This window comes from Streptococcus handemini (genome assembly GCF_040984445.1).
Classification (GTDB): Bacteria; Bacillota; Bacilli; order Lactobacillales; family Streptococcaceae; genus Streptococcus; species Streptococcus handemini.
In genome coordinates, this window is record NZ_JBFRYH010000010.1 from 1 (window position 1) to 15591 (window position 15591).

At 42.9% G+C, this 15591-nt stretch carries 14 protein-coding genes; 9 read left to right on the forward strand and 5 right to left on the reverse strand.

Features of this window, described 5'->3' with window-relative positions; translation table 11 throughout:
* The 3 genes from ABPH35_RS02605 to tsf form a co-directional block, all read left to right on the forward strand.
* Positions 1–310, forward strand: a 310-nt coding sequence (locus ABPH35_RS02605; protein WP_349988132.1) for an ISAs1 family transposase, incomplete at its 5' end; no start/stop codon positions are given.
* Between the two features lie 223 nt (positions 311–533).
* Positions 534–1316 (forward strand): 30S ribosomal protein S2, encoded by a 783-nt coding sequence (gene rpsB / locus ABPH35_RS02610; protein ID WP_349988133.1) that lies wholly within the window; start codon positions 534–536, stop codon positions 1314–1316.
* Positions 1317–1391: 75 nt separating this feature from the next.
* On the forward strand, positions 1392–2432 hold the full coding sequence (tsf, locus tag ABPH35_RS02615) for a translation elongation factor Ts (protein ID WP_349988134.1): 1041 nt from the start codon (positions 1392–1394) through the stop codon (positions 2430–2432).
* Positions 2433–2616: 184 nt separating this feature from the next.
* Here tsf and ABPH35_RS02620 read toward each other — a convergent pair whose 3' ends face one another.
* Both ABPH35_RS02620 and traF read right to left on the reverse strand, forming a co-directional pair.
* Positions 2617–3198, reverse strand: a complete 582-nt coding sequence (locus ABPH35_RS02620) for a hypothetical protein (RefSeq protein WP_349988135.1) — start codon at positions 3196–3198, stop codon at positions 2617–2619.
* A 1-nt stretch (position 3199) separates the two neighbouring features.
* Entirely contained in the window at positions 3200–3547 is a 348-nt protein-coding gene (gene traF / locus ABPH35_RS02625; RefSeq protein ID WP_368849579.1) for a conjugal transfer protein TraF, read from the reverse strand.
* Positions 3548–3766: 219 nt separating this feature from the next.
* On the opposite strand from traF, the gene ABPH35_RS02630 reads away from it, so the two are divergent.
* The gene (locus ABPH35_RS02630; protein WP_368849580.1) at positions 3767–4225 is read left to right on the forward strand and encodes a CtsR family transcriptional regulator; all 459 of its coding nucleotides are present in this window, start codon (positions 3767–3769) and stop codon (positions 4223–4225) included.
* Between the two features lies 1 nt (position 4226).
* Positions 4227–6677: an ATP-dependent Clp protease ATP-binding subunit gene (locus tag ABPH35_RS02635; RefSeq protein WP_349988138.1), complete on the forward strand. Its 2451-nt coding sequence runs from the start codon at positions 4227–4229 to the stop codon at positions 6675–6677.
* Positions 6678–6795: 118 nt separating this feature from the next.
* On the opposite strand, the gene dusB is transcribed toward ABPH35_RS02635, so the two are convergent.
* From dusB to gshAB, 3 genes are all read right to left on the reverse strand, one after another.
* A complete protein-coding gene (dusB, locus tag ABPH35_RS02640; protein ID WP_349988139.1) occupies positions 6796–7788 on the reverse strand; it encodes a tRNA dihydrouridine synthase DusB in 993 nt (330 codons plus the stop codon).
* Positions 7781–8647: an Hsp33 family molecular chaperone HslO gene (gene hslO, locus ABPH35_RS02645; protein ID WP_349988140.1), complete on the reverse strand. Its 867-nt coding sequence runs from the start codon at positions 8645–8647 to the stop codon at positions 7781–7783. The genes dusB and hslO overlap by 8 nt, the downstream gene beginning before the upstream one ends.
* Positions 8648–8734: 87 nt before the next feature.
* Positions 8735–10987, reverse strand: coding sequence for a bifunctional glutamate--cysteine ligase GshA/glutathione synthetase GshB (gene gshAB / locus ABPH35_RS02650; RefSeq protein WP_349988141.1), 2253 nt, complete (start codon positions 10985–10987; stop codon positions 8735–8737).
* Positions 10988–11147: 160 nt separating this feature from the next.
* Between gshAB and mvk the strand changes: the two genes are divergently transcribed.
* From mvk to fni, 4 genes are read left to right on the forward strand one after another with little or no spacing between them, the layout of a single operon-like run.
* Positions 11148–12083, forward strand: coding sequence for a mevalonate kinase (gene mvk, locus ABPH35_RS02655; RefSeq protein WP_349988142.1), 936 nt, complete (start codon positions 11148–11150; stop codon positions 12081–12083).
* Positions 12076–13110 (forward strand): diphosphomevalonate decarboxylase, encoded by a 1035-nt coding sequence (gene mvaD, locus ABPH35_RS02660; RefSeq protein ID WP_349988143.1) that lies wholly within the window; start codon positions 12076–12078, stop codon positions 13108–13110. The genes mvk and mvaD overlap by 8 nt, the downstream gene beginning before the upstream one ends.
* Positions 13103–14179, forward strand: coding sequence for a phosphomevalonate kinase (locus ABPH35_RS02665; protein ID WP_349988144.1), 1077 nt, complete (start codon positions 13103–13105; stop codon positions 14177–14179). Before mvaD ends, ABPH35_RS02665 begins: the two co-directional genes overlap by 8 nt.
* A gap of 9 nt (positions 14180–14188) precedes the next feature.
* Positions 14189–15280 carry a type 2 isopentenyl-diphosphate Delta-isomerase gene (gene fni, locus ABPH35_RS02670; RefSeq protein WP_349988145.1) on the forward strand — a complete coding sequence of 364 codons (1092 nt, stop codon included), beginning with the start codon at positions 14189–14191 and terminating at the stop codon, positions 15278–15280.
* Positions 15281–15591 lie beyond the last annotated feature (311 nt).

The window sequence follows — 15591 nt, forward strand, 5'->3', positions numbered from 1 at the left end:
GACCAAGAGTAGTCAAGAGGGTGAAGAAACACGCTACTTTATCTTGAGTAGTCAGGTTAGTGCGAAGGAATTATGCGACTATGTACGAGGTCATTGGCAGATAGAGAGTATGCATTGGTTATTAGATATTGTTTTTCGAGAAGATGCGAATAAAACTTTGAACAAGCAGTTAGCGTTTAATTTGAATGTGATGGACAAATTCTGCCTAGCTGTCCTAAAACGGTTGGATTTTGGAAAGAAAATGAGCATGCGTCGTAAGAAATATGTCCTTAGTCTATCCTTTGACCAGTATTTAAAACGATTACTTTAAATCAAAAAAGTGTTTGAGGTAGAAAAAAGCCGAAGACCGTTTCATGCGTTTGTCGTGGCTAAAATAACAAATCCCTTGCCAAATCCTGTGAAATTTGGTAAGATGATAGAGTTGCGATACGCAATAAATACTCATCTCAAATCCATTGTGGGCCTGTTGCCAAAAGGTTGGACTGCAAGCTGACGTTTGAGAGAGGAGAAAAAACAAAAAGGAGACATTACTCATGGCAGTAATTTCAATGAAACAACTTCTTGAGGCTGGTGTTCACTTTGGTCACCAAACTCGTCGCTGGAACCCTAAAATGGCGAAATACATCTTTACAGAACGTAACGGTATCCACGTTATCGACCTCCAACAAACTGTAAAATTGGCTGACCAAGCATACGACTTTATCCGTGATGCAGCAGCAAATGATGCAGTAATCTTGTTCGTTGGTACGAAAAAACAAGCTGCAGAAGCAGTGAAAGACGAAGCTATCCGTTCTGGCCAATATTTCATCAACCACCGTTGGTTGGGTGGAACTCTTACAAACTGGGGAACAATCCAAAAACGTATCGCTCGTTTGAAAGAAATCAACCGCATGGAAGAAGAAGGAACATTTGACGTTCTTCCTAAGAAAGAAGTAGCCTTGTTGAACAAACAACGTGCTCGTCTTGAAAAATTCTTGGGCGGTATCGCAGACATGCCACGTATTCCAGATGTCATGTTCGTTGTTGACCCACATAAAGAGCAAATCGCTGTGAAAGAAGCAAAAAAATTGGGAATTCCAGTTGTTGCGATGGTTGACACAAACACTGACCCAGATGATATCGATGTAATCATCCCAGCAAACGATGATGCAATCCGCGCTGTTAAATTAATCACTGCGAAAATGGCTGACGCAATTATCGAAGGCCGTCAAGGTGAAGATAGCGTTGAATCAGTAGAAGCAGAATTGGCGGCTACTGAAGCAGAAGTAACATCAATCGAAGAAATCGTTGAAGTTGTAGAAGGCGACAACAACTAATCACTCGAAAACATCCTAAGGGGCGGGGCTCAGCCCTCCCCTTTTTTACTTAAATATTAAAATAGGAGATATACTATGGCAGAAATTACAGCTAAACTTGTAAAAGAATTGCGTGAAAAATCTGGTGCTGGTGTCATGGACGCGAAGAAAGCCCTTGTTGAAGTAGATGGTGACATCGAAAAAGCGATTGAATTGCTTCGTGAAAAAGGAATGGCAAAAGCAGCTAAGAAAGCTGATCGTGTAGCAGCAGAAGGTTTGACTGGTGTTTACGTGGATGGAAATGTAGCAGCAGTTGTTGAAGTAAATGCTGAAACAGACTTCGTTGCGAAGAATGCTCAATTCGTTGAATTGGTCAATGAAACAGCTAAAGTAATCGCAGAAGGTAAACCAGCTAACAATGAAGAAGCTCTTGCTCTTACAATGCCTTCAGGTGAAACGCTTGAAGCAGCTTACGTAAATGCAACTGCAACAATCGGAGAAAAAATCTCATTCCGTCGCTTTGCCTTGATTGAAAAAACAGATGCCCAAGCATTTGGTGCTTACCAACACAATGGCGGACGTATCGGTGTTATCTCTGTCATCGAAGGTGGCGATGAAACGCTTGCAAAACAAGTATCAATGCATATCGCTGCGATGAAACCAACTGTTCTTTCATACAAAGAATTGGATGAGCAATTCGTGAAAGATGAATTGGCACAATTGAACCACGCAATCGAACAAGACAATGAAAGCCGTGCAATGGTTGGTAAACCAGCCCTTCCATTCTTGAAATATGGATCAAAAGCACAATTGTCTGACGATGTGATTGCACAAGCAGAAGAAGACATCAAAGCAGAATTGGCTGCTGAAGGCAAACCAGAAAAAATCTGGGATAAAATCCTTCCAGGTAAAATGGATCGCTTCATGCTTGACAACACAAAAGTTGACCAAGCTTACACACTCCTTGCACAAGTCTACATCATGGATGACAGCAAGACAGTTGAAGCTTACCTTGACTCAGTAAACGCTAGCGTTGTAGCATTTGCGCGCTTCGAAGTGGGTGAAGGAATTGAAAAAGCAGCAAACGACTTTGAATCAGAAGTTGCTGCAACAATGGCTGCGGCTCTTGGTAAATAAGAAGTGTAACTAAAAAGAGAGGAACAAGTGTTCTTCTCTTTTTTACTGTTTATCGTAGGATATAAGTATCCCAATGTTCATCTGTGACATCTGTAAAGACTGATTTAAGCGTCATCGCACAGGGATCCACATCATCTGCTTCAAAGATAATGGAGCTATATTGCTGAAAGAGGTAGGGAATCAGTTAATTGAGAAAGACTTGGAGGCAGTCTATGCTCTTTGCCCACAGATAGGCAATTTCATTTCCGTCAAGAAAAGCTAGACAAGTGATATCGTCTTTTTCAATGTGATAGCAAACAGTGGAAGGAAGTTCCTTGAAAAACTCGTCTTTCTCTCCTGTAAATGGACTGATTGCCTGATGTGTATTCTGGTAATGATTCAGCAACAGATTGCAACAACGATAGTAGATGTTTTCCGTTTGTTCTGCTATTTGAAATTGAATGGGGACAGGATTTCCAAGGTAATCTTGTATGCTAACTTCCATCTCATAGCATTTTCGCAGGCATTTAAAACCTCCTGCCTCTAAAAAAGCGATGAGGGTCTGGTCTGTAGAATCAAGCGTGACCTGTAAAGGGCGCTTGGTATGCTGGAGAATGGCTTGAAAAAGCGAAGGAGCAAGGCTTATATCATACTGCTTCAACTGAAAATTTAGATAAATATTTTGGTTGTGATAAGGATTTTCCTTGAAATAGATTGTTCCAAATGATTGATTTTTGTGGTAGAGGGTCACAGAATCGGTCTGAAACTGAAATTGTAGAGCTGTCATATTAGCCTGCTAAGAAGTGACGGATTTCTTCTTCTGTCATAGAACTGTCACAGCGAACCTGAACACCCGCTGCACTTGTGTATAAGAGGGCTGGAACTGTAGCTACTTGGTAGCGCTGACGAAGTGCTTGGAGTTGTGGATCAGGATTAGAGCTGTCGATAAAATAGACGGTTAATCCAGCAGCTTGTGCAACGTTATGGAGTTTTGGTACAAAACGTTGGCAATAAGGGCAGGTCGCACGTCCTAAAAAGAGAATGGCTGGTTCTTCCTGCGCGAGTAAACGTTCGGCTTCTTCGATAGAAATTGCTGTAAAATCTTGTACGAGCTTTTGAAATGAATTGGTAAACATCGTAACTCCTTTCTATATCTTAGTATAGGAAAAATGAGGAAGAAAGGCAAGAGATAAAGAAGTATAGTCCAATTTGTAGGTGAAAAAATGGACTGATACTCCCTAATGTATATTACCATTTATATCCCTTGAACAAACAGAACAGCGTGGCTTTTGCTTTTCAAAGTTTGTGATTTACGATATAATAGTCAAAGATAGTCAGAGAAAGAGGTGGATTCTATGGTGATGAAAAATACATCTGATTATATCGAAGAGCATATTAAGGCGCTTTTAGAGCAAGTAAGTGTAGCAGAGTTGCGTAGGAGTGAGTTGGCTAGTCGGTTTGAAGTGGTACCAAGTCAGATTAATTATGTGATTAAGACACGGTTTACGGCTAGTCGTGGCTATATTGTCGAAAGTAAGCGTGGTGGCGGTGGCTACATCCGCATTGGGCGTGTCACCTTTTCGGACAAGCATGAGTTGGTTCACGACTTACTACATAATATGGGGAAAGAAGTGTCTGGCACGGTCTTCGCGGATATTTTACAGCTGTTATTTGATGAGCAGCTGATGACAGAGCGAGAAGGCAATCTCTTGTTGTCAATTGGGAGCGATGAGGTGTTGGGAACGGATGCCCCTGCCATCCGTGCACGGATGCTACGACAACTACTACGACGATTGGATAGGAAAGAGGATTAGGATGAAATTTTCAAAAGGATTACAACGTGCCTATGAAGATGCGCAGTTTATTGGACAGCGCTATATGTGTGACTACCTAGAAACTTGGCATTTATTATTGGCTTTTGTGATCAATCCAGATACGATTGCAGGAGCTGTTTTGGCAGAATATCCTACAGATATTGCAGACTATGAGCAGGCAACTCGTCTGGTAACAGAGCGTAGCTATCGTGAAGAATTGGAAGAGTTTGCGCTGTTGCACACGTCAAAACGTTTGAATGAAGTGATTGGGTTTGCCCATAAGATTGCGGAAATTGTCAAAGCAAAGCAGGTGGGAACAGAGCATGTTTTTATGGCAATGTTACTCGATAAACGTTCGGTTGCTTCACAGATTTTAGATAGGGCCGGTTTTCATTTTGAAGATTCAGATGATAAGATTCGCTTTATTGATTTGCGGAAGAATTTAGAGGCAAAAGCTGGATTTACGAAAGAAGATTTGAAAGCTATTCGTAGTACGATGAAAGGTAGTCGTGCCAATCGTCCAACTATGGCCAATATGATGGGCATGTCACCAGCACCGCAGACAGGTGGTTTAGAAGACTATACACGAGATTTGACTGCGTTGGCTCGTGCAGGACAGATTGAGCCAGTGATTGGACGTGAGTCAGAAATTTCTCGAATGATTCAAGTTTTGTCACGCAAGACCAAGAATAATCCTGTCTTAGTAGGAGAAGCAGGGGTTGGGAAAACAGCGCTTGCCTTGGGGTTGGCTCAACGGGTAGCAGACGGTGAAGTGCCAGCTAGTCTAGCTAAGATGCGGGTCTTGGAGTTGGACTTGATGAATGTCATTGCAGGAACACGTTTTCGTGGCGATTTTGAGGAACGAATGAACAATATCATTAACGATATTGAAGAAGATGGGAATGTTATCCTTTTTATTGATGAGCTCCATACGATTATGGGATCAGGTAGCGGAATTGATTCGACTTTAGATGCAGCTAATATCCTAAAACCAGCTCTTGCACGGGGAACTTTGCGAACAGTTGGTGCAACGACCCAAGATGAATATCAAAAACATATTGAAAAAGATGCGGCTCTCTCCCGTCGATTTGCCAAGGTGACAGTCGATGAACCAAGTGTGGCTGATAGTATTGCTATTTTACAAGGATTAAAACCGGCCTATGAACGCCACCATAAAATACAGATTACAGAGGAAGCTGTTCGTACGGCTGTGCTGTTTGCTAAACGGTACTTGACCAGCAAAAATTTGCCAGACTCAGCTATTGATTTACTTGATGAAGCGAGTGCAACAGTACAAAATCAGCAAAAAACCAGCGGTAAACAGTCTGAATTGTCTGCGGCTGATCAGGCACTGATGGATGGAAAGCATAAGACAGTCAGTCAGCTGTTGATGAAGGAGTTAGAGGAAGAAAACCAAGAAATACTAGGTAATGCCAAAGTAACAGAAGAAGATGTGTTGCTAACTCTTAGTCGCTTATCCGGTATTCCAGTTGCGAAGCTGAGCCAGACAGATGTGAAAAAATATTTGAATTTAGAAGCTGCATTGCATAAGCGTGTGATTGGGCAAGAAGCTGCTATTTCGGCGGTCAGTTGTGCTATTCGCCGAAACCAATCTGGCATTCGGACAGGCAAGCGTCCTATTGGTTCCTTTATGTTCTTAGGCCCTACTGGGGTCGGAAAAACAGAGTTGGCAAAGGCTTTGGCTGAGGTATTATTTGATGATGAATCGGCTCTCATTCGTTTTGATATGAGTGAGTATATGGAAAAATTTGCGGCTAGTCGGTTAAATGGTGCCCCTCCAGGCTATGTTGGCTACGAAGAAGGCGGTGAGCTGACGGAAAAAGTCCGTAACAAACCCTATGCGGTTCTATTATTTGATGAGGTTGAAAAAGCACACCCTGATACCTTTAATCTTCTCTTGCAGGTATTAGATGATGGAGTCTTGACAGATAGTAAGGGACGGAAGGTTGATTTTTCAAATACCCTCATTATCATGACCTCCAATCTTGGTGCAACAGCCTTACGCGATGATAAGACAGTTGGTTTTGGAGCACTTGATTTGTCACAAAGTCAGGAACATGTTGAAAAACGTATTTTTGAAGAGTTAAAAAAAGCCTATCGCCCAGAGTTCATCAACCGAATTGATGAGAAGATTGTCTTCCATAGTTTGAGTGATCACGATATGCAAGAAGTGGTGAAAGTGATGATTCGTCCCCTTCAAACCGTGATGGATGAAAAGGGTATTCAGTTCAAGATTCAACCTTCTGCATTGAAATTACTAGCAAAAGAAGGTTATGACAGAGAAATGGGAGCGCGACCACTCCGTCGTATCATCCAAAAGAAAGTCGAAGATCCACTAGCAGAAATGATGCTGCGTGGGGAATTACAAAATGGCAGTACACTAAAAATTGGTGTAAAAGCCGGCGAATTGAAATTTGATAGTACCCGATAGGGCAAAATAAGAGGTTGGGCACGTTCGTCCCAACCTCTTTAACATGTTTTGATGATGTTGCTGATCAGATATTGATTTTTATAGAGCATGACAAGCTGTGCAGATCTGTTTTGCGACCTTATTTTTTATAATTTTCACGTGCTTGGTTAAAGAGTGCTTCAACTTCTGCAACAGTTTCGGCACGGGCGACTGTTCCACGGATCTTAGCGGCACCAGCTGTTCCACGTAGATAATGGGGAGCCAATCCACGGAATTCACGGACGGCAATGCTTTCTCCTTTGAGGTTGACCAAGCGAGTAAGGTGTTCAAAGGCAATCTTGAGCTTATCTTCAAAACTCAAATCAGGCAAGATTTCGCCTGTTTCGAGATAATGATTGATTTGCTCAAAGATATAAGGATTCCCCATAGCAGTTCGTCCGACCATAACAGCATCTGCACCGACTTCTTCAATCCGTTGGCGAGCGTCTTGGACGGTGCGAATGTCGCCGTTTGCGATGAATGGAATTTTAGTGAGGGCCTTTGCGACCTTGCTGAGGGTGTCAAGGTCAACAGTTCCTGTATACATTTGTTCCCGAGTGCGACCGTGCATGGCAAGAGCAGCTACTCCAGCACTTTCTGCAGCGAGCGCATTTTCAATAGCTAGGCTAGGATCAGCCCAACCAGTCCGCATTTTTACAGTGAGAGGAATGTCAAGAACAGATGTTACTTGCTTGATAATGTGGTAAATTTTATCAGGGTCTTTGAGCCATTTGGCACCTGCTTCATTTTTGATGACCTTGTTAACGGGGCAACCCATGTTGATGTCCACGATATTTGCCTTGGTATTTTTTTGGATAAATTCTGCGGCACGAGATAATCCGTCAGCGTCTCCACCAAAGAGTTGGATAGACATTGGGGCTTCGTTTTCCTCGATATGCAACATGTGCAAGGTTTTTTCGTTGTTGTAGAGCAGTCCTTTTTCAGAAATCATTTCCATGACCACGAGCCCTGCGCCCATTTCTTTTGCAATAGTACGAAAGGCAGAATTAGTGACACCAGCCATAGGGGCTAGGACTGTTCGATTGGGGATTTTGACATTTCCAATCATAAATGGGGTGTTGAGATTAGTCATTGATGAGTTCCTCCAAGTCGTTTTCGTCAAAGTGATAATGGGTTTGGCAGAATTGGCAGGTAATGTCTATCCCCTTATCTTCTTCCTTCATTTCTTGTAAATCTGTTTTTGGCAAGCTAGCAAGAGCATTTAAGAAGCGGTCTTTTGAGCAATCACAGTTAAAGCTGAGTGTGTCTTCCGATAAACGTTTGAAAGGTTGCTCACCATAAATAGCTTCCAGTAGGGATTCGATATGATTGTCAGACTCAAGCAAGCTAGAAATAGCAGGCATATTCTGAATCCGTTGTTCAAATTGTGCAATTTCTGCTTCTGTGGCATCTGGTAAGGCTTGCACCAGAAAACCACCTGCCACCTTGACCTTGTCTTCTTCGTCAAGCAAGACATTGAGTCCAACTGCTGACGGCGTTTGTTGGCTTTCAGTCAAAAAGTAGGCAAAATCTTCACCGATTTCTCCTGAAATCAGCGGTGTCATCGAGTGGTAGGGATGTCCCATACCATAGTCGGTAATCACTAAAAATTGTCCTTGGCCAACTAGCGGCCCTACGATAACTTCTCCTGTTGCTGTTTTTTTCAAATCGATGTCTGGGTTTTGAATATAGCCCTTGACATGACCATTTGTATCTGCCACGCTGATAATGGCACCAAGTGAGCTGTTGCCAAGGATTTTAAGGGTCATTTTGGTATTGCCCTTTTCATTTGCAGCCAGTATCTGGTTGGCGATTAAGGTACGCCCCAAGGCCACAGTTGATGAAGCCATAGTATTATGTTTTTCTTGAGCAGTTTGAACCGTTTCTGTGCTATCTAATACAAAGGCACGAAAGTGCCCATTTTCTGAAATTGTTTTAATCATTTTGTCCATAGGAATTATTATAGCACAAGAGTGGTAAAATGCCAGTAGATGGGCTTTAAGGGAAATATGAAAAGACTGAAAACTGCTTCAGTCTTGCTAAATGATCTCAGGGAACAATTTTGCGATAATCTTGGGTGTTAGTTCTTGGCCTGGCCCTTGGTAGCAATAGGTGTGCATATACATGGACGGATTGAAATTGAGTTCGATACAGGTACAGTTTGGTTTGCTTTTGGTAGCCGGCAGTGTTAGATCTGGAATAATCAAGTCAACACCGCACGCCCAAGCTCCGATAGCTGTAGCCATATCAGCTGCTAGTTGCTTATAGCTCTCATCCATTTGATCTGTTACATCAATTGAGTCACCGCCTGTTGAAATATTGGAGTTACCCCGTAGCTCAGCTTTTTGATCAGCTTCTAGAACGGTATCTGGCTGATAGCCCTGCTGGCTCAGCATGAGCTTTTCAATGTCTCCTAACTGAATGATTTCAAGGGGAGAACGGTGGTCACGTCCACGCAGTGGATCTTGATTTTTGAGGTCAACCAATTCGCGGATTGTATGAATCCCATCTCCTACCACATTTGCAGCTACACGTAGTAATACAGCCTCGCATTTTCCGTCTAGAACAAAGAAACGGTACTCAGTGCCTGCAATGAATTCTTCCACCAAGACCTGTGTGTCTTCGGTAAAGGCGATGTTAAGGGCTTTTTCATAGTCTTCTAGGCTAGCGCCATCTTGGAAAATAGAAATACCTAGACCGAAGTTGGTTGATTTTGGCTTGATAACAATGGCCCGCTTTTCAATCTGTCCGTAGTAGCGTAGGGCATCTTCCTTGGTTGAAAATTCTGCCCCTACTGGGACTGGAAATCCAGCAGCTGCGAGGATTTTTTTAGTGACCGTTTTATTGGCCATAGCAAGAGGGACAACATAGTTGTCTTTTGAGGTCATGTTGCCATTTTTGACATACTCGACATGATCCTTGTGCCAGAGTTTGAGAAATTGATCTTCTTCATCAAGAATCTCAAGGTTAATTCCTTTTTGCAGAGCATCAAATATCAGCATTTGAGTAGAAAGTTCCATGTTTTCATAGCCTTTAAGAGCGTAGGGCGCATTCCAAGCATAGGCATGAAAGTCTCGTCCTTGTTGGCGTCCAAAATCCTCTAAGGAAAGACCTTCTAGTTGGTCGACCAATCGTCCTGATAGGGTCAGTTGTGGTTGAGCAACTTGCTGTTTGACAGTTTCTACTAATTCTTGATACTTCTCATCTAATTGGAAATGACTAACAACAGCCTGCATGGCTTCAATAATAGTTTGCGTATCAGCCTCTTTTGGTAGGGGAGTTAGAGGATGAGAAAGGGCAATTTTGTCGTTTAGTTGAGCAGCGGCTAAAAGTGCATCATCTATATTTTTAGGGCAATCAATCCAAAGGAGGGCAAGAGCAAAGAGATGGACAGTATCTAAGGTTTCTTGACTAATGGCCAGAAAATCAAAAGGATTTAGGTCAAAACAACGAAACTCGAGATAACGAATGCCTTTTGTGAGATAGTCTCGATTGTGCTTGTGACCCCGCAGGCGGACGGCTGAATAAAATTCTTTTTCAGCAGAAAGCTGCCCTGTTTTGACATAGTGCTCAATATCATGGACATAGGTTTCTAAATCAGCAAAGGAAACATGAATATCCGCAGAATTAACATAACCATAGGAGCTGTTGCGCAAGGAACGAACAGGGAGATCTAATGCTTCCTGTAAAAATCCTGTTTCGGCTACTACACTAGCACCGTACAAATAGGTTAAAAACCAGCGATAGCGTAAAAATTGCTGTGCTAACTTGAGATAGAGATCATTTTTAAATGTAAGTAATGAGCTATAGTGGCTTTGTTCAAACAATTGCTGGATAAGGTCTGCGCCTAGTTCTATATTATAATGAATCCCAGACATGGATTGGAGTAATTTTCCATAGCGCTGACCAAGACCTTGTCGGTACTGGTATTCATATTCATTTGCCAGTTGAGCAATGCGAATCTCATCTTCTCCTGCTTGAGGAGGCATAGATAGTGGCCAGAGATATTCCTCTGGATTCATGGAGCGATAGGCAACTTCTGTGATGGCGCCTAGCACCCGTCTAGCTTCGATTGTCGAGTTGCTAACTGGGGTAATCAATTCCAATTGAGATTCGCTATAGTCGGTCTGTATATAAGGGTGGAACTCCCTAGAACCTAGTTTTTCGGGATGAGCAGTTTGCGTGATACGGTGTTTGGTATTCATGCGTAGTGATTCGCGTTCTAGCCCAAAACGAGCCTGCAAAATAGGAAGATTTTTCGGTGCTTGCTGCAGTAGATGGTTCATATTCATAGTCGTATTCCTCGTCCTATCTGATAGTAATATTGTAGCGATTTTAGAATTGAAAAACAAATTTTTGCTACATTTCTCTAGCGTTCCTTCTTGTGAAATGGAAAATAGTAGAAGGTTTTTTCTGAAACGTGGTATAATATAAACTGCATAAGGAGACATCATGGTTGCAATAGGAAGATCAACAGGAAAGATTATTTTAATGGGAGAACATGCAGTAGTTTATGGTCAGCCAGCTATTGCCATGCCCTTTTCTGCTGTTCAAATTACGGCTGAAGTTCGAGCTGAAGGCCATGCGCTTTCTGTTAGTTGTGATTTTTATCAAGGTCTGGTTCATGAAATGCCCAAAATCTGGGAAAGTTTGAAACATGCCATCCGATTCTCGCTTTATCGGATTGGGGCACCGACTGATCCCGCTATTCATATTGAAATTCACTCAACCATTCCGGCAGAAAGAGGGATGGGTTCTAGTGCAGCAGTTGCTACCGCAGTGGCACGAGCTTTATTTACTTTCTATCAAAAAAACTTGTCAGATGAAGAACTGTGGGAAATCGTCCAGTCGTCTGAAAAGATTGCGCATGGAAATCCGTCAGGAATTGATGCGACAACGGTGACAGGGACCTCACCTATCTTTTTTGTGAAAGGTCAAGCAATTGAGTCGGTGGCCCTTTGCTTGAATGCTTATCTGGTTGTCGCAGATACAGGAAAGACGGGAAATACCCTAGAAGCGATTACTGATGTAGCACACCTTTGTCAAGAGCAGGAAGAAGCTATCCATTGGATTGAGGCTCTGGGAGAGTTGACCAATCAAGCGAGGGATTATTTGGCGCAGAATCAAGCTGTTGAACTTGGTCAAGTTATGAACCGTGCACATAGTTATTTGCAGAAGTTGAGTGTATCTGATGAAAGTTTAGATAGATTGGTTGCGATTGCGCGCCAAAAGGGGGCATTGGGGGCCAAATTAACTGGTGGTGGCCGGGGAGGTTGCATGATTGCTCTTGCAAAGACCAAGGCAGAAGCGCAAAATATTGCTCAGGCACTCGCATCAGCAGGTGCAAGCCAAACATGGATACAGTTTTTAGGAGAAGGACATGAGTAAGAAAGTGGGAATTGCGCGTGCCCATACCAATATTGCGTTAATTAAATATTGGGGAAAACGGGATAAGGATTTATTTTTACCGATGAATTCCAGTTTATCCTTGACCTTGGATGCCTTTTATACAGATACCAAGGTTGTCTTTGATGATTCATTGACGACAGATGAGTTTTTTTTGAACGACCAAAAGCAATCTGAAAAAGAAGTAAAAAAAATTTCGCAATTTTTGAATTTGTTTCGCGAATATATAAGTGAGGGCAGATTTGCCCGTGTAGAAAGTTTGAATTTTGTCCCAACGGCTGCTGGTCTAGCTAGTTCAGCTTCCGCTTTTGCAGCTTTGGCATTAGCTACTGCAACTGCTTTGGACTTGGACTTGTCTCGCGAGGAATTATCAACCTTTGCTAGACGAGGGTCAGGCTCTAGTACCCGTAGTCTTTTTGGCGGCTTTGTCGAATGGGATATGGGGACAGGGTCAGCAGATTCTATGGCACATCCAATTGACGATGCGGATTGGGACATTGGGATGATTGTTCTTGCTGTTGATACGGGAAAGAAAAAGATTGCTAGTCGTGAGGGCATGGAGCATACGGTTCAGACTTCCCCGTTTTATCCGATTTGGGTTGAAACCGCTGCTCGAGATTTGCAAAACATCAAGGCTGCCATTGCGCAGCGAGATTTTGAGCGAGTGGGTCAACTGACGGAACACAATGGCATGAAAATGCATGCGACCACCTTGTCCGCGAATCCTCCCTTTACCTATTGGACAGCGGATAGTCTAAAAGCGCAGGAGGCTGTTCGTCAGGTAAGAACGGACTTGCATTTGCCGGCTTATATGACCATGGATGCCGGTCCGAATGTCAAAGTGCTTTGTAGAGCTAGTGATATGGATCGTTTAGTCACAGCCTTGAAAGCATATTTGCCAGCAGAGCAAATTTTAACTAGTCTTCCAGGGTGCGGGGCCTATGTTTTATCAAGCGCAGACTGGCAGGAATCAGAACGTAATTTTTCTAGAGGTGTGGAGCATGATTGAAGCAAGCGCACCGGGGAAATTGTATTTAGCGGGTGAATATGCAGTTGTTGAAGCTGGTTATCCGGCAGTGATTGCAGCGGTTGAACAGCGATTGTTTGTTTCTTTACAAAAGGCAGAGGTAGGGACGATTCATTCTACTCAAAATCCTGAACTGGAAGTGGCTTGGTCCCGTCAGGGGCATCAGATTTGCGCAGGTTCGTCTAATTCCTATCAGTTGATTATCAGTAGTATGCAGGTGGTTGAAGACTATGTCCGCACGTTGGGCGTAGATGTATCTGCACTCTATCGCGTTGCAGTACGATCGGATTTGGATGATCAAAAATCAGGTACCAAGTATGGCTTGGGCTCCTCAGGAGCTGTAACGGTTGCAGTGATTCGGGCCTTATTAGCCTATTATCAGCAAGAAGTTGTACCGATGTTGGTGTATAAACTGGCAGCAATTGCTCAGTTAAAAATTGATATGGTAGGTTCCTTTGGTGACCTTGCTGCCTCCAGTTTTGGTGGGATTGTCGCCTATCATTCTGTTGATCGGACTTGGCTTAAAGACGCGATGGAGTACTTACCGATTCTTGAATTACTCGCACAAGACTGGCAAGGCCTGTTTATCGAGTCACTTGCTTTACCAGATGGTCTAGACTTACTGGTTGGCTGGACTGGGTCGGCAGCTTCGACAGACCAATTGGTGGTAACCATGCATCGTCAGCTGAATCAGGAAGAAAAAGAAGTTCACTACCGGCAATTTTTAACAGAAAACAAGCACTGTGTACAAAAAATGATTCAGGCTTGTAAAGAAAATGACAAGGAATCCGTTAGAGAAGCTGTGGTGATGAATCGTCAACAGTTACAGGAGTTTTCGACAAGTATGGGGATTATCATCGAAACACCTAAGCTCGCCCAACTATGCCAATTAGCAATAGAGCAAGGAGCTGTTGCTAAATCCTCTGGAGCGGGAGGCGGTGATTGTGGGATTTGCTTGGTAGAGTCCGCTGGTCAAAAAAGAAGAATTGGTCAGGCTTGGCAGCAGGTAGGAATTGTCCCCCTCAATATTTCTATAGCTCGAAAAAAATAAGGAGATATCATGTTTGAATACGCATTTACTGGTCCAAATCGAAAAGATCAACACGTGGCATTAGCCAATCAGCAGTTTCATATGGAGTCTGCAAAAGATTTTGAACAAACGCGCTTTGTACATCAATCGTTACCTGAATTAAAGGTAGAGGATGTTTGTTTGCAGACCTCGGTAGCTGGTTTGACCATGGCAACACCATTCTTTGTTAACGCTATGACAGGTGGTAGCGAACGAACAAAGTTAATCAATCAATTGCTTGGCATCATCGGCCATTTAACAAAGGTGCCATTGGCTTCAGGTTCGGTGAGTGCAGCTCTAAAGGATCCAAGTGTAGCAGACAGTTTCCGTATTTTACGTGGGGAAAATCCGCATGGGATTATCTTTGCGAATCTAGGCGCGAACCACGATCTTGAGAATGCAAAACGAGCAGTTGATTTGCTGGAGGCAGATGGTCTACAAATTCATCTCAATGCCCCACAAGAATTAGTGATGCGCGAGGGTGATCGTGATTTTTCGATATGGTTGAAAAATATTGAAGCCATTGTTCGTGGAATTGAAGTTCCTGTTATTGTGAAAGAAGTTGGTTTTGGAATGAGCCGTGAAACGGTTGCACGTCTAGCTTCTATTGGTGTACAGACGGTAGATATCTCAGGCACAGGTGGGACAGATTTTGCCTTGATTGAAAATATTCGTCGTGGCGGAGATGGTTATCCACTGTTAAATGGTTGGGGGCAGTCGACAGTTATTTCTCTTGTAGAAGCAATGAGCTTACCAGAAGAGGGGCGTCCAGAAGTGATTGCTTCTGGTGGTATCAAAAACGAGCTCGATATTATCAAGTCTTTGGCGCTTGGAGCAGAACTTGTAGGAATTTCAAATCGGATTTTGCAGATGGTTCAAAATAGCCAAAATATTGAGCGAGCTATCTATGAGGTGAGACGCCTTACGGAACGAGTTGCGGAGATGATGGTACTGGTTGGTGCGAAAAATATAGTAGAGCTGCGTCAGAAAGATCTCATTTTAGGGCCGGATGTACAGGCGTGGTGTAATGCCAGAGAAATTGACTGGAAGCAGTATGCCAACCGCTCAATCAAGCACCTATAAATAAAAAATGAAAAGAGATTGAGGTACAAGCTATACTCTCTAGTCGGAGTATGGCAACTACCCAATCTCTTATGTTTTAGACTGACTTTTTGAACTGAAGGAAGAAGCGCATGACAGGGTGATCTGTTGGTATTTACAAAAATATCGGCAACATCTTTGCCGATTGGACGCTTCTTTTTTTGTGTTATACTCATTGAAATTCAAAAATAACCAACTTAGCCACCATTTATAACCATAAAAAATATAAATTGGTTGCATCGACAAAGTTAGGTTAGTGCTTGTGTCAGGTTGGAAATCCAGTAAGCCGAAGG